Here is a 16,117-nt window from a genome sequence, read left to right on the forward strand (position 1 = left end):
TGATTACTTGCTTGCAGCGGTAGTTTGTTTCGCTTCTTGTTTCACTTCTTGTTTGGCTTCAGCCTTTACTTCCTGTGGCGCTTTTTGCGGGGCCTGGGTGCTTGCTGCAGGAGCCGGAGCGGCCGGGGCTGCGGCTGGCGCAGGGGCCGGGCTGTTGGCGAAAGCAGCGGTGGCGAACAGGCCGGCGATCAGGGTGGCGGTAATCTTTTTCATGGTGCGTCCTCGTAATTGGTATAAATTGTTTAGCTAATTACTTCTTTTCAGCGGCAGGCTTCTGGGCTTCTTGTTTTACTTCCTGCTTCGCTTCTTGCTTAACTTCAGCCTTTACTTCCTTGGACGCTGGTGCAGCAGGTGCTGCTGGAGCAGGAGCTTGTTGTGCGAATGCGGCGCTTGCGAACAGACCGGCGATCAGGGTTGCGATGACTTTTTTCATTTTTAAATCCTCACTGTTGGTTGATCTTTTGTAGCGCACTGTTTCCTGTGTCACTGAGCTGAAAACGGGCTCACTCAGCAGTGTGTTGACGGTCATTACAAACCCTTACATTTGTCACCGAAAAATAAAAACCCGCCTTGCGGCGGGTTGTTGTCGGTGCGGTTGCTGTGCTCAGGAACCGGTGGTCAGGCGGTCGGCCATCTGTTTGATGGCGCGCAGCTGGCGGCCGTTCTTTATCGAGTAGTCGGGATCGTCGTAGCCCCACCAGTCCCAGCACGCTTTCGGATTCGGCATGGGCGCGATGGCGGCGGCCTGAGGGTACAGCACGACGATGCGGTTGCTGTCGGCCCAGGCGTTGTAGCCAGCGTTGAGGGCGTACGTGTCTTTCAGCGTGCCGATATCCTGTACGCAGCCGTGCAGGGCGATGTGCAGCTTGCAGCCGGCACCGCCCGCCTCGCAGCTAGGCGGTATATATACATAGCCGGTATCGGCCATGCCGTGCGTGGTGGGCGCGGCCAGGAATTCGGCCTGGTTGAATTCGACCAGCTTGCCGGCTGCGGCGGCGCCCGCGCGGCGCGGCTGCAGCGGGCCGTAGATCCATTGCAGCAGCTGGCCGGCGGCGTCGTAGCCGCAGTTGCTGATGAAGGGTGGCGCCAGCGCATCGCATTTATTGCCGTAGGAGTCGGTGGGCATGGCGTGGCCTGCGGCCAGGTCGTTCTTGAACTGTATTTGCGCGGCCGGGATGAAGGCGGCGTAATAGCGCGCCAGGTCCGCTACCGTGGCGGGCGGCACCAGCGCGTCCTGCGTGCCGGAGAAGAGCCAGACGCGGTGCGTGGCCAGTTTTGCGACAGGATCGACCTGGCCGCTTGCGGCGCGCTGGCGGGTCAGGGCCGCCAGTTCCGCGACGTCGGCGCCTTTGCAGCCGCCCACCGCCGTCAGCATGCTGCCGCGGGCACAGTAATAGGTGCCGCCCGCGATGATGCCGGCGCCAACCACGCTGCCCGAATAGGCGACCTGGTATTGCACGGCCATATAGGCGCCCGACGACAGGCCGGAGACCGACACCTGCTGCGTTTTCATGGCCGGCAGCGGGGCGGCGGCCAGCGCCGCGTTCCCGCCCGGCAGCGTCGCCGCCAGCGCGGCGGCCAGCACCCCGGCCGACGCGAACGCGCGCCCGCCATTTGTCTTACAATCGGAAACTCGAACCAAACGGAAGAGACTACCCATGCCATCTATCCTCACCAAATTTGCCGCGCTGTCCGCGCTGAGCCTGAGCGCCGCCGCCGCCTTGGCCCAGGCGCCCGCCGCGCAACCTGCAACCGCCGCTGCCGCCACCGCGCCAGCATCGAGCTGCCCCGCTATCCTGAAACAGTCCTTCAACCGCCTGCAGGACGACGCGCCGCAGGACCTGTGCCAGTACGCCGGCAAGGTGATCCTGGTGGTGAACACCGCCAGCTATTGCGGCTACACCCCGCAGTACAAAGGACTGGAGGCAGTGTATGCGAAATACGCTGGAAAAGGGCTGGTCGTGCTGGGCTTCCCGTCGAATGATTTCGGCAAGCAGGAGCCGGGCAGCAGCAAGGAAATCGCTGACCTGTGCTACAACACCTATGGCGTGAAGTTCCCGATGTTCGCCAAGTCGGTGGTGTCGGGCAACAACCCGAACCCGTTCTATGCGCAGCTGATCAAGGCGACCGGCAAGACGCCGGCCTGGAACTTCCACAAGTACCTGATCGACCGCAAGGGCAATGTGATCGAGAGCTTCCCGAGCAAGGTCAAGCCGGAAGACAAGGCATTGACCGACGCGCTCGAGAAAGCCCTGGCAGGCTGATTAAGCGGCGGCGGTCACCGGCGCGGTGGCGAGGGCAAAGCCTTCGTCCAGCCAGCCGGTGATCCCGCCCGTCATGATCTTCACCGGCCGGCCCAGTTTCGCCAGGCGGATGGCGGCACGCGCGGCGCCGTTGCAGTGCGGGCCGGCACAGTAGGTCACAAAGAGCGTGCCGGCCGGGTACTCGGCCAGCTTGGAGGCGATGATCTTGCGGTGCGCCAGGTCGACCGCGCCCGGCACGTGGCCGGCGGCGTATTTTTCCGTTCCGCGCACATCGAGCAGCACAAAGTCCTGTTGCGGCGTGCCCATCACGCTGTGCACGTCCCAGCAATCCGTTTCAAAACGCAGTGAATCTTCAAAGTGGGCCAAAGCTTCTGTGCTGGGCGCGGCGGCGACTTCGGTGACGATGGATGGCATCTTGGTTCTCCTGTAGCGGTTGAAAGTAGAGCCATTGTCGGGTGGCGCCGCCTTGCGCGGCAGTGGCGCAAACGCCATATTGCGTTAAGATTGCGCCATGAGCGCGCAAAAACACCTGGTCGTGGCGCTGGCCTACGATGGCCTGTGCACTTTTGAATTCGGCTGCACCGTCGAGCTGTTTGCGCTCGAGCGTCCCGAGCTGGGCGTGCCGTGGTACGACTTTGCCGTGTGCGCCATTGAACCGGGACCGATCCGGGCGGCGGGCGGCATTACGGTGCAGGCGCTGTACGAACCGGCGCTGCTGGAGCGCGCCGACACCATCATCATCCCCGGCTGGCGCGATGCCGACGAAGAGCCGCCGCCGGCCTTGCTGGCGCACATCCGCGCCGCCCACGCGCGCGGCGCGCGCCTGTGCACCATCTGTTCCGGCGTGTTCGTGCTGGCCGCGGCGGGCGTGCTGGATGGCCAGCGCGCCACCACCCACTGGCGCTACGTGGAGCGCCTGCAGCGCCGTTATCCGCGCGTGCAGGTGCTGGCGGATGACCTGTATGTCGATGCGGGACAGATCATTACCTCGGCCGGCTCGGCGGCCGGGCTGGACATGCTGCTGCACCTGGTGCGGCGCGATTACGGCGCGCGGGTCGGCAATATGGTGGCGCAGCGGCTGGTGGTGGCGCCGCACCGCGAAGGCGGCCAGGCGCAGTTCCTGCCGCGTCCCATGGCGCATGATGAGCAAGGCAGGCTGTCGCGTTTGATGGACTGGCTGCGCAGCCATCCTGCCGAGCAGCACACGGTGGCCAGCATGGCCGAGCGCGCGGCCATGAGCCCGCGCACCCTGCAGCGCCAGTTCCAGGAGGCGACCGGCATGGGCGCGATCGAATGGCTGGCGCACGAGCGGGTGGCGCTGGCCAAGGATCTGCTCGAGTCGCCGGATATTGCGCTGGCCCAGGTGGCGGAGCGCGCCGGCTTCGGTTCGGAGGAATCGCTGCGCCACCATTTCCGCCGCATAGCGGCCACCACACCGGGCGCCTATCGTCGGGCATTCCTTGGTAAGCTGTAGCTCCATTAAAAAGGAGACAACCATGGCATACGTAGATGGCTTTCTGGTACCGGTTCCCAAGGACAAAATGGAGGCATACCTGGATATGTCGCGCAAATGCGGCAAGGTATGGCGCGAACACGGAGCGCTGCAGTACCGCGAGACCGTGGCTGACGATGTGAAAGTCGGCGTCCACACTTCCTTCCCGCAAGCGGTCAAGCTGGAAGAGGGCGAGGTGGTGGTGTTTTCCTGGATCGTCTACGAGTCGCGTGCGGAACGCGACCGTATCAACGAGGCGGTGATGGCGGACCCGCGCCTGAAAGAGATGATGGATCCGGCCAGCATGCCGTTTGACGGTAAACGGCTGATCTTCGGCGGCTTCGAAATGCTAATCGATATGTAAGCTGGCGCGCATGGCGCCGCGCAGGGAGTTGCAGACCACGATTTCCTCTGCGGCGAGCAGCATGTCGCGCGTGACGGGGCGTTCCTGCGCGCCCCACGCTTCCAGGATCACGGCGCGCATCACGCCCGGCAGCATGCCGCTGGATAAGGGCGGCGTTATCCACACCCCATCCTTGCGGATGAAGACGTTGCTGCGTCCTCCTTCCGTCAATTCGCCGCGCTCGTTGAAGAACAGCTGGTCGAAGGCGCCTTGGGCGTCGGCCGCTTTCCAGGCCGCGTCGTAGCGCTCGCGCAGGGTGGATTTGTGGCGCAGGAACAGGTCGCTGCTGTCGGTCGTTGCATCGGCCAGCAGCACCCGCACCGGTTCCTGCAGCGGCGCCAGCGCGCCGCTTTGCACGGCAAAGGCGCCGGCGGCGTTCATGGCCAGGCGCAGGCGGTGCGGCTGGCCGGGCGGCAGGGCCTGGCAGGCCAGCGTCAGGTAGGCGCGGGCGGCCGCCTCGTCCCAGTTGAAACCGAAGTAGCGCGCCGAGGCGGCCAGGCGCTGCAAGTGGCGTTCGAGATGGCGCGGGCCGGTTTCGCGCGTGGCCTGCATGGTTTCGAACAGCTCGAAATCGTTCGACAGGCCGGTGAGGAAGCGTGCCTTGAGCTGGCATTCGGCGAATTCGTCGTGCGGTTCGCTGTCGTAGACGATGCCGGCGCCGACGCCCATCACGCCCTGGCGCACGCCGTTGTGCGGCGCCTGCAGGGTGAGGGTGCGGATCGGCACGTTCAGGCAGAAGTCGCCGTCGGGCGCAAACCAGCCGATGGCGCCGGTGTAGATGCCGCGCGCTTCCGGCTCCAGTTCGGCGATGATTTCCATGGTGCGCTTCTTGGGCGCGCCGGTGATGGAGCCGCAGGGGTAGAGCGCTTGGAAGATCTCGTGCAGCGTGGCGTCGGGGCGCAGGCGCGCCTGCACGGTGGAGGTCATCTGCAGCACGCTGCTGAAACGGGTGACCTCGAACAGCTTCGGTACTTCCACGCTGCCGGTGGCGGCAATGCGGCCGATGTCGTTGCGCAGCAGGTCGACGATCATCAGGTTCTCGGCGCGGTTCTTCGGGTCGGCGGCCAGGGCGGCGGCGCGGCGCGCGTTTTCGGCGTCGTCGCCGGCGGCGGGTGCCGTGCCTTTCATGGGGCGCGCGGTGAGCAGCTCGCCGTCCTTGCGCACGAACAGTTCGGGCGACAGCGACAGCACGCCGCGCCCGTCCTCAAAGCCGATCAGGGCGCCGTACGGCACCGGCTGGCGCGCGCGCAGGCGCTGGTACAGCGCGAACAGCGAACCGAAGGCGTCGAAGTGCAGGCGGTAGGTGTAGTTGACCTGGTAGGTGTCGCCGGCCGCGATGTAGTCGCGGATGCGCTGGATGGCGTCCACGAACTGCGCCTCGCTGACGTTGGAGCGGATATTGGCCACGCCGGCCAGGCCTTCGCCGGCGTGCGCGGCAAGCCAGTCGGCCACTTCGGCCTGGGTCAGCCCGGCGCAGTGCTCAAACAGCAGCACCTGCGCCAGCGGCGGAGCATCGGCTCCTGCATCGGCATCGGCGCGCGGCGGCACGCCGACGATATGGTGGCCCAGCTCATAGCTGAGGACCGGCACCGCGTGCAGCCCGCGCGCGAGCGCCGCCTGCAGTTCGGCCAGCATGCCCGGCCAGGCGGCGAAGTCGCGGCAGGCGAGGGTGGCCTGGTGGCCGGTGTAGAGGCGGGAAGGCCGGCCAGCGCCGGTGGCTGGATCGACGCTCGCGTCGTCCAGCAAAGCAAAGGTAAAGCAGTTCAATTCAGCAGCAATGCAATCTGTACGGCGGCGTCTTGCGAAGGATTCGCCTTGAAGCCGCTCTTGGCGTATCGGTGCCAGCGCCCCAGCACGAAGCTGACCAGCAGGCCCGCGCGGGCCGCCACGTCGGCCTCGTGGGCCTGACCTTCGGCCGCTGCGGCTCGCAGCGCCTGTTTCAGTGCCAGCTCCACGCGGTCGTAGAACTGGTTCATGCGCTGTTGCAGGCGCTCGTCCTCGTTGACCAGCGCATCGCCGATCAGCACCCGCGTCATGCCCGGGTTGCTGCTGGCGAAATTCAGCAGCATGCCCAGGATATCGCGCGCCTGGGCCAGGCCGTCCGCCTGTTTGTCGGCGATCTGGTTGATCAGGCCGAACACGGACGATTCGATAAATTCAATCAGGCCCTCGAACATCTGGGCCTTGCTGGCGAAGTGGCGGTACAGGGCCGCCTCGGATACATCCAGCTTGCGCGCCAGCGCAGCCGTGGTGATCTTCTCTCCCTTGGGGTGCTCCAGCATTTCAGCCAGTGCCTGGAGAATTTGCAGCTTACGCTGTCCGGGCGGTGTACTTGCCATAGTTGTTATGTTTTGACAGATGTTTGACAGATTTTACTTTGACATCGAGCCAGGCCGGTCTTTTGCCCGGCTTGGTCAGGTATTGCGTTACCCACACGGTACGCATGCCCAGCGCATGCGCGGTACGCAAATTATCCAGCGTGTCTTCGACAAGGATACACCGGCGCGGGTCGAGCCGCTCCCGGCGCAACAGCCGCTGCAGCATCAGGCGCGACGGCTTGGGGCGCAGCTGGCGGTGTACATACATCGATTCAATCGTAATCTGGTCGGCGAAAGCACGGCCGATGCCCATATGCCCCACCACCTTGCGCGCATAGTCGCGCGGCGCGTTGGTCAGCAGGATCTTGCGGCCCGGCAGGCGGCGCAGCAGCTGGCCCAGGCCGCGCTCGTGGCGGATCATGGTTTCCAGGTCTGGCAGCTCGTGCGTCTCGCGCAGGAAGTGGGCCGCATCCACGCCATGGTGGCGCACCAGGCCCAGTAGCGTGGCGCCGTAGCGCCGCCAGTAGCGTTCGCGCGCCGCACTGATTTCCTCCTGGCTGGCGGGCGATTCGCCGTCGCCCAGCACGCGCGCCATGTACGCGTTCATCTTCTCCACCATGGCAGGGAAGATGGCATGCGAAGCATTGTGCAGCGTGTTATCCAGGTCGAACAGCCAGACCGGTGCCAAAGGTTTAATATTCACATTCATCGAGGAGGAACTATGCGACGCATGATTATAGTGATGTTTTGCCTGCTGCTTGGATTGGCCGCCGGCGCCGGGGCGCAGGAGGCGCCGGCACGCGGCGCGCTGTACAAGCTGGAATACGCGGGCAATACCTCCTGGCTGTTCGGCACCATCCACGTCGGCAAGAAGGAGTTTTATCCACTCGAATCGCGCGTGACGCAGGCCCTGGAGCGCGCCACCGCGGTCGCGCTGGAGATCGACCCCACGGCGGATCCTGCGCGTTCGATGGCTGTCATGCGCGAGTTCGGCCTGTACGCGCCCGGCAGCGGCAGCGCCATGACCGATATCCGCGCCGAATACCGCCCGCGCCTGGAGCGCATGCTGAAGAAGCACGGCCTGACGCCGGAGGCGGTGGCGCCGATGAAGCCGTGGCTGGTGGTGATGATGCTGACCATCGGCGAATACCGCAGCCTGGGCTACGGCCCCGAACTGGGCGTCGACCTGCAGCTGGCGCGCCTGGCGCACGGCCAGAAGAAGCGCGTGGTGGAGCTGGAATCGATCGGCGGCCAGGCAGCGTTGTTCGGCCGCCTGACGGTGCGCGACCAGGCGCGCTTCCTGGAGGACAGCCTGGATACCCTGGAAAACCCCAGGCAGGGCGTGCAGCCGCGCGACCTGCTGGATGCCTGGGCTTCGGCCGATGCCGCCAAATTCGAGGCGCTGGCGCGCGAAGTGGAAAGCGACCAGACTTTCTCCGGCAAGTTCATGAAACAGGTGCTGCTGAACGAGCGCAATCCCGTGCTGGCCGACGGTATCGTGGAAATGATGAAAAAGGAACAGCACAGCTTTGCCGCTATCGGCACACTGCATCTGGTTGGATCGGGGAATGTTGCGGAACTGCTGCGCCAGCGTGGCGTGAAAGTAGAGCGGATCTACTAGAGAGAATGGTGCCCTTGACGTGGATTGAACACGTGGCCTCTCCCTTACCAAGGGAGTGCTCTACCACTGAGCTACAAGGGCATTCACGTTTTTGGCGACCTTTGAAAGTCGCCAAAAAATTTAGTGAGACCGGATCATAGTGCCAAAAGCCTGTTCCGTCAAGACTTCCAGCAACAAACTGTGTTCGATACGGCCATCGATGATGTGAACGGTGTTCACGCCGGACTTGGCGGCGTCCAGCGCGGACGAGATTTTCGGCAGCATGCCGCCCGAAATCGTGCCGTCTGCGAACATTTCGTCGATTTCGCGCGCCGACAGGTCGGTCACCAGCTTGCCGTTCTTGTCCTGCACGCCGGCGATGTTGGTCATCATGATCAGCTTTTCCGCTTTCAGGATTTCCGCGATCTTGCCGGCGACGACGTCGGCGTTGATGTTGTAAGCCTGGCCATCCTTGCCGAAGCCGATCGGCGAAATAATTGGGATAAAGGCATCGTCCTGCAGGGCTTTCACCACCGCCGGGTTGATCGCCTCGATCTCGCCGACGAAGCCGATGTCCAGGAACTCGCCTGGTTTTTCCTTGTCCGGCATGGCCATCTTGCGGGCGCGGATCAGGCCACCGTCCTTGCCGGTTAGGCCCACGGCCTGGCCGCCGTAGTGGTTAATCAGCATCACGATGTCCTGCTGCACTTCGCCGCCCAGCACCCACTCCACCACTTCCATGGTTTCTTCGTCGGTGATGCGCATGCCCTGCACGAAGGTGCCCTGCTTGCCGATCTTTTTCAGCGCGTTGTCGATCTGCGGACCGCCGCCGTGCACCACGACCGGGTTCATGCCCACCAGTTTCAACAGGATCAGGTCGCGCGCGAAGCCGTGCTTCAGGCGCTCCTCGGTCATGGCGTTGCCGCCGTATTTGATGACGATGGTTTTGCCGTGGTAATTGCGGATGTACGGCAGCGCCTCGGCCAGGATCTGGGCCTTGACCTGGGGCGTTACGCCGCTCAGGTCAGTGGACATATCCGGGTCGGTGGCTGGCAGGTTGGTCATGGCGGGGTCCCACAAAATTAGATTTAAGGTCGATGGTGCGCATTATAGGGCCAATCGAGTTGTAATTTCCTGTTTGATCCGTTAGGCTGGACTTGATCCCTACGCATGATTGCAATGATGATATGAGCACCTGTGAGCGTTGCGGCGCCGAATTCCACTGCGCCATGGCGGACGCGCCGCCCGGCCAGCAGCCCACCGGCGCCCCTGGCGAGACGCCGTGCTGGTGTACCCTGCTGCCGCCGGCCGTGCCGCTGCCGGGCCAGGCCGCCGTCGGCTGCTGGTGCCCCGACTGCCTGCGCAGCCATATCGCCGCCCTGAAAGCCCCCTGATGTTGCCCGACCCCGAACTGCTCGGCTTTATAGCCGCCTTCTGCACCACCTTCGCTTTTGTACCCCAAGTGCTGCTGGTCTGGCGCCAGCGACATGCCGACGGCATCTCCACCGGCATGTACCTGTTCTTTTCCTTCGGCGTTTTCCTCTGGCTGCTGTACGGCCTGCAGCTGCAGGCCTGGCCGGTCGTGCTGGCGAACGGCATCACCCTGCTGCTGGCCCTGTGCGTGCTGGCGATGAAATGGCATTTTGCGCGCCGTTGCGCGCCGCGCTGAAGAAACGCATCATCTCGCGGCTGGCATCCGGCCCGCGCGGGTCGGTATAGCTGCCTTGCGCGCTGCCGCCGGACCAGGCATGGCCGGCGCCGTGGATCACCCAATGCTCGCCCAGCGGCGAGCCGTCCTCCAGCCAGTGCGCTTTCAATGTGAAGGCATGGCCATCCGGCACGCGGCCGGCCAGCGTGGCCGGATTGGCGCGCCCGCCCTGCGGGTGGCTGCGCAAACCCTGCGCCAGGATTTCTTCGCCATTGGCGGGGTGCACGGTGTTGTCCCGGTCGCCGTGGAAAACGATGATCGGCTGGCCGGCTGTCTGCGCCGCGCGCGCGCCGGCTGCGCCCAGGCGCATGGCATACAGGGCGGAGGGCAGGTCGCGTGCCGCCGCGAACGGCAGGCCTGAGTGCACGCCCACCGCCGCGAACAGGTCCGGATACAGGGTGCCGACGATGACCGCCATGGCGCCGCCGGCCGACAGCCCCGCGACAAAGACCTGGCTTTGCCGCACCGGGTAGCGCGCCATGACGTCGCGCGTCATGGCGGCAATGATGGCCGGCTCGCCCTGGCCGCGCTCCTGGTCCAGGGCGCTGAACCAGTTCCAACAGCGTGACTGGTTGGCTTCCGGCGACTGGGCCGGATACAGCACCAGGCAGCCGCGCTCCTCCGCCACCGCATTCATCTGCGTGCCGGCGGCGAAATCGTCGGGATCCTGGGAGCAACCGTGCAGCATTACCAGCAAGGGCATGGGCTGGCCGTTGTAGCAGGAAGGGACATACAGCTTGTAGGCGCGGCTGCCGGCGCCGCAATGAAAGACGCCGCTGCTGAACTGCGGCTGGCCGCTGCCGGGCCGGCCCAGGCGGCTGCGCGCCAGCAAACCCAGGGCGCGGGAGAACCAATGGCGATCGAGCTTCATATGCACCTCGGCGGCTGGTTGGTCGGGTGTCTCCTCGCCTTCGTCGTTGTAGTGGTGCGCCACCAGTATAGCAAAGTTGCCGAATTTACTATTCGGAAGCCTTTTGCCGCACTGCGGTAAAATGGCGGCCATGAGTACTGAACTGCCGCCAGGCGCGCCGGAACTGGCGACGCCCGTGCCATCCCCCTGCGTAAGCCTGTGCAAAATGAACCGCGATACCGGTTTTTGCGAAGGCTGCCTGCGCACCATCGACGAAATCGTCGCCTGGTCGCGCGCCGACGACGCCTACAAGCGCGCCGTGTGGGCTGAGCTGCGCCGCCGTGAGCAACTGATCGACTTTGACTGACGCAATGAAGCTACACCCCTCCATCCACGTTTTCGAACGCGGCTGGCTCTCGTCCAACAATGTGCTGCTGCTGGGCCGCCACGACGCGGCCATGATCGACAGCGGCTACGTCACGCACAAGCAGCAGACGCTGGAGCTGGTGCGTCACGCCCTGCGCGGCCGCCACCTGGACCGGCTGTACAACACGCACCTGCATTCCGACCATTGCGGCGGCAATGCGGCGCTGCAGGCGCATTTTGGCTGCGACACCTTCGTTCCCGAGGCCGAAGCGGACAAGGTGCGGCGCTGGGACGAGCAGGCGCTCAGCTTCAAGGCCACCGGCCAGCAATGCGAACGCTTCACCATCGACGGCGTGGTCACGCCGGGCGAGACGCTGGTGCTGGGCGACCTCGAATGGCAAGTGCTGGGCGCACCCGGCCACCATGCCCATTCCGTGATCTATTACTGCCCGTCCGAACAGGTGCTGGTTTCCGCCGACGCTTTGTGGCAGAACGGCTTCGGCGTCATCTTCCCCGAGCTGGAAGATGACGGAGGGTTTGAAGAAGCCGGCGCCACGCTGGACCTGATCGCCAGCCTCGATGTGAAGACCGTCATCCCCGGCCACGGCGCCGTGTTCGAAGACGTGCAAGCCGCCCTGGCACGCGCCCGCCGCCGCCTCGACTTCCTGTCGGCCGACCCCAAGCGCAATGCAGAATACGCGGTCAAGGTGCTGCTCAAATTCCTGCTGCTCGAACGCCAGAGCATGCCGCTGGCCGAGACCGGCCCATTGTTCGAATCGATTCCCCTTATGGTCGATATGGCGCGCCGCCACTTCGGCATGAGCGCCAGCGAGCTGGCCGCCTGGGCCGTCAAACAGCTGGTGCGCGCCTGCAGCGCGCGCATCGACAACGATATCCTCCTGAACGACGGCTGAGCCAGACACAAGCTCGGCTATACTGGGGGCATGAGCGCCCAATCCCCGCATGTAAAGCATGTTCGGCAGGTTCTGTTATGGCCTTTGCGGCTGATGCCGCCGGAGGGCGCTGAGCGGGCGCACCCGCGGCCCTGGGAGCTGCTGGGGGCGCAGTCGCCGTGGCGCGAGGTGACCTCGGCCCAGGATGCCAGCGCCGCTTTCCAGGAGCGCTACTACACGGAGTTCGTCAGCTTCCTGCCGTATGTGCAGCGCTTCCTGTTCGGCGCCGGCCAGCGGCGCGTCTTCCGCCGCAAGGATATTGCCCAGGTGCGGGTGACGACCCAGCCGGGTGCGGCGCCGCGCGTGCTGGAGGTCCACAACCTCTGCCTGCATTTCTTCTTCGACGTCGATATCGTGCTGCTGGTGCTGGAAGTGGGCAGCGGCGACCTGCCGTTCGATGCTGCCCAGGATTTGCTCTACCGTTTTGGCCGCGCCTATCCCGCCGGCTGGGATGGGGACGGCAACGCGCTGCATTGCATGCACGGTGTCGAGTGGCTGGATGCGGATGGCCGCACCCTGGCGCAGTCGGATGCGCAGGAACGCCAGGCGTTCATCGACCAGGTGGTGCGCCACCAGGCGCCGCGTATCGCCTCCCACTGGCGCTACCTGCTGGAGCCGATGGCGCCCGATGCACCGGGCGTTGCCGCGCCGTTGCGCTATCGCCAGGTGGAGTATTACCGCATGCCGATGATGGCGTACCTGGCCGTCGAGCGGCCGCGCGAGCTGCTGCCGGAGCACTTTGCGGCGCTGGGCACCATGGCGGGCACGCTGGCGGCGCCGCCCGGCGCGTCGCCGGCCGCCGCTGCGGGGGATGCGGTGCGCGTGCAGGCGGATGGCGTCGACCGGCGCTTTTTCTACGACCGTTTCTGGTGCAGCGCCGGGGCGGCGCCGTACACGCGCTATATCTGCAGCGGCTACGCGCTGGTGGTGGTGGGCGACGCCGACTCGCAGTTCTTCTGCTGCAAGGAGCGCGGCGTGCTGTCGCAATTCCGCCACCAGCACTTCCTGCTGTTCATGATCGCGCACCTGCAGAAGGCGTCGCTGCTGATGTTCTCCGACCGCCTGGCGGAAGCGCTGACGCAGTTGCAGGTGACGGACGCCGACAGCGTGCGCGCCTTCAAGCGCCGCATCCGCTACGCTTTCGAGGCATTCCTGCGCTTCACCCACCGCTACTGGTTCACCGAAATCTCGGACCAGCAGCAGATCCGCGCACTGTTCCGCATGTGCGGCCAGCACCTGGACCTGGAGCGCGCCTATGCTGAAGTGAAAACGCGCGTGGCCGACATGAACGGCTACCTGGAGGCGGACAGCCTGCGGCGCCAGGCCAACACCGTGGTGCGGCTGACGGTGGTCACCATCTTCGGCATGATCGGCACCATCACCACCGGTTTCCTCGGCATGAACCTGCTGGCCGAGGCCGATGCCCCCATGTCGCGCCGGCTGTGGTTCTTCATCGCGGTCTTTGGCGTGACCACGGCGCTGACGGTCTACACCATGGCCAAGTCCAAGCGCCTGTCCGATTTCCTGGACGCGCTGTCGGACGAACGGCTCTCGGCCTGGACCAAGATCAAAGCCCTGGCGGCGGTCTGGAAGCCGTGAGGCGGATTAGAGCCTGGCCTCGCAAGAATTCGCGCCGGGGCTGGCCTATAATCTTTTGACCATCCTCTCATACGAAGGCCGTGCCATGACCCTGCCAGCCGTATTGCAAGACCTGTCCCTTCCCGTCATCGCTTCCCCCATGTTTATCGCCAGCGGTCCCGCGCTGGTGGCGGCGCAGTGCAAAGCCGGCATCGTCGGCTCCTTCCCGGCGCTGAACGCACGCCCCAAGGAGCTGCTCGATACCTGGCTGACCGACCTGCAGAAGGAGCTGGCCGACTACCAGGCCGCCAACCCTGGCGTGCGCGTCGGTCCCATCGCGGTGAACCAGATCGTGCACCACTCGAATGAGCGGCTGGAGCACGATGTGGAGGTCTGCGTGCGCCACAAGGTGCCGATCATCATTTCCTCGCTGCGCGCGCCGCCTGTGGAAATGTTGGATGCTATCCACAGCTACGGCGGCATCGTGCTGCACGACGTGATCAACATCCGCCACGCGCAGAAGGCGCTGGAGGCGGGCGTCGATGGCCTGATCCTGGTGGCCAGCGGCGCCGGCGGCCATGCCGGCACCTTGTCGCCGTTCGCGCTGGTGGGCGAGGTGCGGCGCTTCTTCGATGGGCCGCTGGCGCTGTCCGGCTCGATCGCGACCGGCGATGCGATCCTGGCGGCGCAGGCCATGGGTGCGGACTTTGCCTATATCGGCTCGCGTTTCCTGGCGGTGCAGGAATCCAACGTCACCGAGCAATATCGCGAGGCGATCATCGAATCGTCGGCGGCGGACGTGGTGTACACCAACCTGTTCACGGGCGTGCATGGCAATTATCTGAAGAAGTCCATCGTGGCTGCCGGCCTCGATCCGGATAACCTGCCGGAATCGGACAAAACCAAGATGAGCTTCAACAGCGGCACGGCCAAGGCCTGGCGCGATATCTGGGGCGCGGGGCAGGGCGTCGGTTTGATGCACGACGTGCCGACCACCGCCGAAATGGTGCAGCGTTTGAAGTCGGAATACAACGCTGCGCGCGCCCGCCTGGGGCTTCCTGCGTAATAAATGCGCGCGTTTCGTAATGTTTTGTAAGCGCGCCTTGCCGGGCGCGCACGTCAATCCGGGGCCGCCGCCGCCGCTCTGTAAAGTTTTGTAAGCGCGGCCCCCGCCTTCATTAAAAATCCTCATAAGAATCAACGATTTGCGTTGCGCCTTGTCGTGCAGGGCGCGCGCTGGCGTCACATTTTTCACGGTGCTAGCATGAATTTACTGATCGACAACACACCGTGGAGGCGTCATCGTGCCAAGCAGCCGTATCCTGAGTGCCGCATTGTTACTGGCGCTGTCCTGCGCCGGCTTCGCGCGCGCCGGCACCCTGGTGCTGGAGAGCTGGCGCGTTGACGACAAGGCGCTGTGGGAGACGGTGCTGCTGCCGGCCTTCGAGCGCAAGCACCCTGGCATCACGGTCAAGTTCTCGCCCACGGCGCCCACGGAATACGACACCAGCCTGGCGGCACGCCTGGGCAACGGCACCGCCGGCGATGTACTGGCCTGCCGCCCGTTCGACACCTCGCTGCTGCTGTACCGCCGCGGCTACCTGGAAAAGCTGAACGGCAAGGCCGGTATGGAGAACTTCGCCCCCGGCGCGCTGGTGGCGTGGCAGACCGACGACGGCAAGGACATCTTCTGCATGCCGGTGGCATCGGTGATCCACGGCTTCCTGTACAACAAAAAGATCTTCCGCAAGCTGAACCTGCAGCCGCCCGTCACCGAGGCCGAGTTCTTCGCCGTGCTGGAGGCTGTGCGCAAGAGCCAGTACGCGCCGCTGGCGCTGGGCACGGCCGATGAATGGCTGTCGCACCAGACGGTGTTTACCAATATCGGCCCGAATTACTGGGGCGGCGAGAAGGGGCGGCGTGCGCTGATCGCCGGCAAAGCCAGGTTCACCGATCCGCCGTTCGTGGCCGCTTTTGAGTTCGGGGCGCGCCTGGCGCCCTACCTGCCGAAGGCGGCGCCGATGCAGGCTTACCGCGACGCGCAGCTGCAGTTTGCCCAGGGCGGCACGGCAATCTATCCGGCCGGTTCCTGGGACATCTCGTACTTCAACCAGTTCCCCGAGCTGGAGCTGGGCGTGTTTGCGCCGCCGCTGCAGCACGCGGGCGACCGCTGCCAGATTTCCGACCATATGGATATCGGCATCGGCATCAACCGCAAGTCACGCAACAAGGCCGACGCCTACAAGTTCCTGGCCTGGCTCGGCTCGCAGGAATTCGCCGACCTGTACACCAACCGCGTGATCGGCTTTTTCACGCTGTCGAACCACCTGATCGCGGTGCGCGACCCGCTGGCCAAGCAGATGGCCGCATGGCGCAACAGCTGCGATTCGAACTTCCGCCTGAATGCGCTGATCATGAACCGCGGCTTGCCGAACATGGAAAGCGAGCTGTGGTCGGTGAACGCGCAAGTCCTGAACGGCAAGCTGGGCGCGCGCGAGGCGGCGGCGCGCATCCAGAACGGTTTCTCGAAATGGTATCTGCCGCAGCAGGAAGGATCACACTCCCCCTAAAAGTGTGTTGGCCCC

20 protein-coding genes and 1 tRNA gene are annotated in these 16,117 nt (G+C 64.9%); 11 read left to right on the forward strand and 10 right to left on the reverse strand.

Going from position 1 to position 16,117, the window contains the following annotated elements:
• Positions 1-3 precede the first annotated feature (3 nt).
• From ACE3TQ_RS15255 to ACE3TQ_RS15265, 3 genes are all read right to left on the reverse strand, one after another.
• Positions 4-213 carry a hypothetical protein gene (locus tag ACE3TQ_RS15255; protein ID WP_374583135.1) on the reverse strand — a complete coding sequence of 70 codons (210 nt, stop codon included), beginning with the start codon at positions 211-213 and terminating at the stop codon, positions 4-6.
• Positions 214-250: 37 nt separating this feature from the next.
• Positions 251-529 (reverse strand): hypothetical protein, encoded by a 279-nt coding sequence (locus ACE3TQ_RS15260; RefSeq protein ID WP_374583136.1) that lies wholly within the window; start codon positions 527-529, stop codon positions 251-253.
• Positions 530-604: 75 nt separating this feature from the next.
• The gene (locus ACE3TQ_RS15265) at positions 605-1,660 is read right to left on the reverse strand and encodes a hypothetical protein (RefSeq protein WP_374583137.1); all 1,056 of its coding nucleotides are present in this window, start codon (positions 1,658-1,660) and stop codon (positions 605-607) included.
• Between ACE3TQ_RS15265 and ACE3TQ_RS15270 the strand changes: the two genes are divergently transcribed.
• On the forward strand, positions 1,659-2,264 hold the full coding sequence (locus ACE3TQ_RS15270) for a glutathione peroxidase (RefSeq protein WP_374583138.1): 606 nt from the start codon (positions 1,659-1,661) through the stop codon (positions 2,262-2,264). The two genes, ACE3TQ_RS15265 and ACE3TQ_RS15270, sit on opposite strands and share 2 nt — an antisense overlap.
• Here ACE3TQ_RS15270 and ACE3TQ_RS15275 read toward each other — a convergent pair whose 3' ends face one another.
• Positions 2,265-2,678 (reverse strand): rhodanese-like domain-containing protein, encoded by a 414-nt coding sequence (locus ACE3TQ_RS15275; RefSeq protein WP_374583139.1) that lies wholly within the window; start codon positions 2,676-2,678, stop codon positions 2,265-2,267. It abuts the gene before it with no gap.
• Between the two features lie 97 nt (positions 2,679-2,775).
• Between ACE3TQ_RS15275 and ftrA the strand changes: the two genes are divergently transcribed.
• The gene (gene ftrA, locus ACE3TQ_RS15280) at positions 2,776-3,738 is read left to right on the forward strand and encodes a transcriptional regulator FtrA (protein WP_374583140.1); all 963 of its coding nucleotides are present in this window, start codon (positions 2,776-2,778) and stop codon (positions 3,736-3,738) included.
• 22 nt (positions 3,739-3,760) lie between these two features.
• Positions 3,761-4,120: a DUF1428 domain-containing protein gene (locus ACE3TQ_RS15285; protein WP_374583141.1), complete on the forward strand. Its 360-nt coding sequence runs from the start codon at positions 3,761-3,763 to the stop codon at positions 4,118-4,120.
• On the opposite strand, the gene pabB is transcribed toward ACE3TQ_RS15285, so the two are convergent.
• From pabB to ACE3TQ_RS15300, 3 genes are read right to left on the reverse strand one after another with little or no spacing between them, the layout of a single operon-like run.
• Complete coding sequence (gene pabB / locus ACE3TQ_RS15290) at positions 4,106-5,926, reverse strand: aminodeoxychorismate synthase component I (RefSeq protein ID WP_374583142.1); 1,821 nt, start codon at positions 5,924-5,926, stop codon at positions 4,106-4,108. The two genes, ACE3TQ_RS15285 and pabB, sit on opposite strands and share 15 nt — an antisense overlap.
• On the reverse strand, positions 5,923-6,498 hold the full coding sequence (gene slmA / locus ACE3TQ_RS15295) for a nucleoid occlusion factor SlmA (protein ID WP_374583143.1): 576 nt from the start codon (positions 6,496-6,498) through the stop codon (positions 5,923-5,925). Before slmA ends, pabB begins: the two co-directional genes overlap by 4 nt.
• Positions 6,470-7,180, reverse strand: a complete 711-nt coding sequence (locus tag ACE3TQ_RS15300) for a pyrimidine 5'-nucleotidase (protein ID WP_374583144.1) — start codon at positions 7,178-7,180, stop codon at positions 6,470-6,472. Before ACE3TQ_RS15300 ends, slmA begins: the two co-directional genes overlap by 29 nt.
• An 18-nt stretch (positions 7,181-7,198) precedes the next feature.
• On the opposite strand from ACE3TQ_RS15300, the gene ACE3TQ_RS15305 reads away from it, so the two are divergent.
• Positions 7,199-8,098, forward strand: a complete 900-nt coding sequence (locus ACE3TQ_RS15305; RefSeq protein ID WP_374583145.1) for a TraB/GumN family protein — start codon at positions 7,199-7,201, stop codon at positions 8,096-8,098.
• Between the two features lie 6 nt (positions 8,099-8,104).
• On the opposite strand, the gene ACE3TQ_RS15310 is transcribed toward ACE3TQ_RS15305, so the two are convergent.
• Positions 8,105-8,179, reverse strand: a tRNA-Thr gene (locus ACE3TQ_RS15310).
• Positions 8,180-8,218: 39 nt separating this feature from the next.
• Positions 8,219-9,142, reverse strand: a complete 924-nt coding sequence (argB, locus tag ACE3TQ_RS15315; RefSeq protein WP_374583146.1) for an acetylglutamate kinase — start codon at positions 9,140-9,142, stop codon at positions 8,219-8,221.
• Between the two features lie 122 nt (positions 9,143-9,264).
• Here argB and ACE3TQ_RS15320 point away from each other — a divergent pair, with 122 nt between their 5' ends.
• Together ACE3TQ_RS15320 and ACE3TQ_RS15325 are read left to right on the forward strand one after the other, a co-directional pair.
• On the forward strand, positions 9,265-9,471 hold the full coding sequence (locus tag ACE3TQ_RS15320) for a hypothetical protein (protein ID WP_374583147.1): 207 nt from the start codon (positions 9,265-9,267) through the stop codon (positions 9,469-9,471).
• A complete protein-coding gene (locus ACE3TQ_RS15325; protein ID WP_374583148.1) occupies positions 9,471-9,746 on the forward strand; it encodes a SemiSWEET family sugar transporter in 276 nt (91 codons plus the stop codon). Before ACE3TQ_RS15320 ends, ACE3TQ_RS15325 begins: the two co-directional genes overlap by 1 nt.
• Here ACE3TQ_RS15325 and ACE3TQ_RS15330 read toward each other — a convergent pair.
• Entirely contained in the window at positions 9,676-10,719 is a 1,044-nt protein-coding gene (locus tag ACE3TQ_RS15330; RefSeq protein WP_374583149.1) for a PHB depolymerase family esterase, read from the reverse strand. The genes ACE3TQ_RS15325 and ACE3TQ_RS15330 overlap by 71 nt on opposite strands.
• Positions 10,720-10,786: 67 nt before the next feature.
• On the opposite strand from ACE3TQ_RS15330, the gene ACE3TQ_RS15335 reads away from it, so the two are divergent.
• The 5 genes from ACE3TQ_RS15335 to ACE3TQ_RS15355 all read left to right on the forward strand — a co-directional run bounded on the left by ACE3TQ_RS15335 (position 10,787) and on the right by ACE3TQ_RS15355 (position 16,102).
• Entirely contained in the window at positions 10,787-11,002 is a 216-nt protein-coding gene (locus ACE3TQ_RS15335) for a DUF1289 domain-containing protein (RefSeq protein WP_374583150.1), read from the forward strand.
• A 4-nt stretch (positions 11,003-11,006) separates the two neighbouring features.
• Positions 11,007-11,915 carry an MBL fold metallo-hydrolase gene (locus ACE3TQ_RS15340; RefSeq protein WP_374583151.1) on the forward strand — a complete coding sequence of 303 codons (909 nt, stop codon included), beginning with the start codon at positions 11,007-11,009 and terminating at the stop codon, positions 11,913-11,915.
• Positions 11,916-12,008: 93 nt separating this feature from the next.
• A complete protein-coding gene (locus ACE3TQ_RS15345) occupies positions 12,009-13,553 on the forward strand; it encodes a hypothetical protein (RefSeq protein ID WP_374583152.1) in 1,545 nt (514 codons plus the stop codon).
• An 85-nt stretch (positions 13,554-13,638) separates the two neighbouring features.
• Positions 13,639-14,598, forward strand: coding sequence for an NAD(P)H-dependent flavin oxidoreductase (locus tag ACE3TQ_RS15350; RefSeq protein ID WP_374583153.1), 960 nt, complete (start codon positions 13,639-13,641; stop codon positions 14,596-14,598).
• A 238-nt stretch (positions 14,599-14,836) separates the two neighbouring features.
• On the forward strand, positions 14,837-16,102 hold the full coding sequence (locus ACE3TQ_RS15355) for an ABC transporter substrate-binding protein (RefSeq protein ID WP_374583154.1): 1,266 nt from the start codon (positions 14,837-14,839) through the stop codon (positions 16,100-16,102).
• The last annotated feature ends 15 nt before the right edge of the window (positions 16,103-16,117 follow it).

The sequence above is a fragment of the Pseudoduganella sp. genome (genome assembly GCF_041914865.1).
Classification (GTDB): domain Bacteria; phylum Pseudomonadota; class Gammaproteobacteria; order Burkholderiales; family Burkholderiaceae_D; genus Rugamonas.

Bases quoted from the DNA above. Each gene is read 5' to 3' on its own strand.
- ACE3TQ_RS15345 (WP_374583152.1), top strand. From the start codon at position 12,009: ATGCCGCCGGAGGGCGCTGAGCGGGCGCACCCGCGGCCCTGGGAGCTG.
- ACE3TQ_RS15335 (WP_374583150.1), top strand. From the start codon at position 10,787: ATGAGTACTGAACTGCCGCCAGGCGCGCCGGAACTGGCGACGCCCGTG.
- ACE3TQ_RS15340 (WP_374583151.1), top strand. From the start codon at position 11,007: ATGAAGCTACACCCCTCCATCCACGTTTTCGAACGCGGCTGGCTCTCG.
- ACE3TQ_RS15350 (WP_374583153.1), top strand. From the start codon at position 13,639: ATGACCCTGCCAGCCGTATTGCAAGACCTGTCCCTTCCCGTCATCGCT.
- ACE3TQ_RS15275 (WP_374583139.1), bottom strand. From the start codon at position 2,678: ATGCCATCCATCGTCACCGAAGTCGCCGCCGCGCCCAGCACAGAAGCT.
- ACE3TQ_RS15265 (WP_374583137.1), bottom strand. From the start codon at position 1,660: ATGGGTAGTCTCTTCCGTTTGGTTCGAGTTTCCGATTGTAAGACAAAT.
- slmA (WP_374583143.1), bottom strand. From the start codon at position 6,498: ATGGCAAGTACACCGCCCGGACAGCGTAAGCTGCAAATTCTCCAGGCA.
- ACE3TQ_RS15325 (WP_374583148.1), top strand. From the start codon at position 9,471: ATGTTGCCCGACCCCGAACTGCTCGGCTTTATAGCCGCCTTCTGCACC.
- argB (WP_374583146.1), bottom strand. From the start codon at position 9,142: ATGACCAACCTGCCAGCCACCGACCCGGATATGTCCACTGACCTGAGC.
- ACE3TQ_RS15320 (WP_374583147.1), top strand. From the start codon at position 9,265: ATGAGCACCTGTGAGCGTTGCGGCGCCGAATTCCACTGCGCCATGGCG.
- ACE3TQ_RS15255 (WP_374583135.1), bottom strand. From the start codon at position 213: ATGAAAAAGATTACCGCCACCCTGATCGCCGGCCTGTTCGCCACCGCT.
- ACE3TQ_RS15260 (WP_374583136.1), bottom strand. From the start codon at position 529: ATGACCGTCAACACACTGCTGAGTGAGCCCGTTTTCAGCTCAGTGACA.
- ftrA (WP_374583140.1), top strand. From the start codon at position 2,776: ATGAGCGCGCAAAAACACCTGGTCGTGGCGCTGGCCTACGATGGCCTG.
- ACE3TQ_RS15305 (WP_374583145.1), top strand. From the start codon at position 7,199: ATGCGACGCATGATTATAGTGATGTTTTGCCTGCTGCTTGGATTGGCC.
- ACE3TQ_RS15285 (WP_374583141.1), top strand. From the start codon at position 3,761: ATGGCATACGTAGATGGCTTTCTGGTACCGGTTCCCAAGGACAAAATG.
- ACE3TQ_RS15270 (WP_374583138.1), top strand. From the start codon at position 1,659: ATGCCATCTATCCTCACCAAATTTGCCGCGCTGTCCGCGCTGAGCCTG.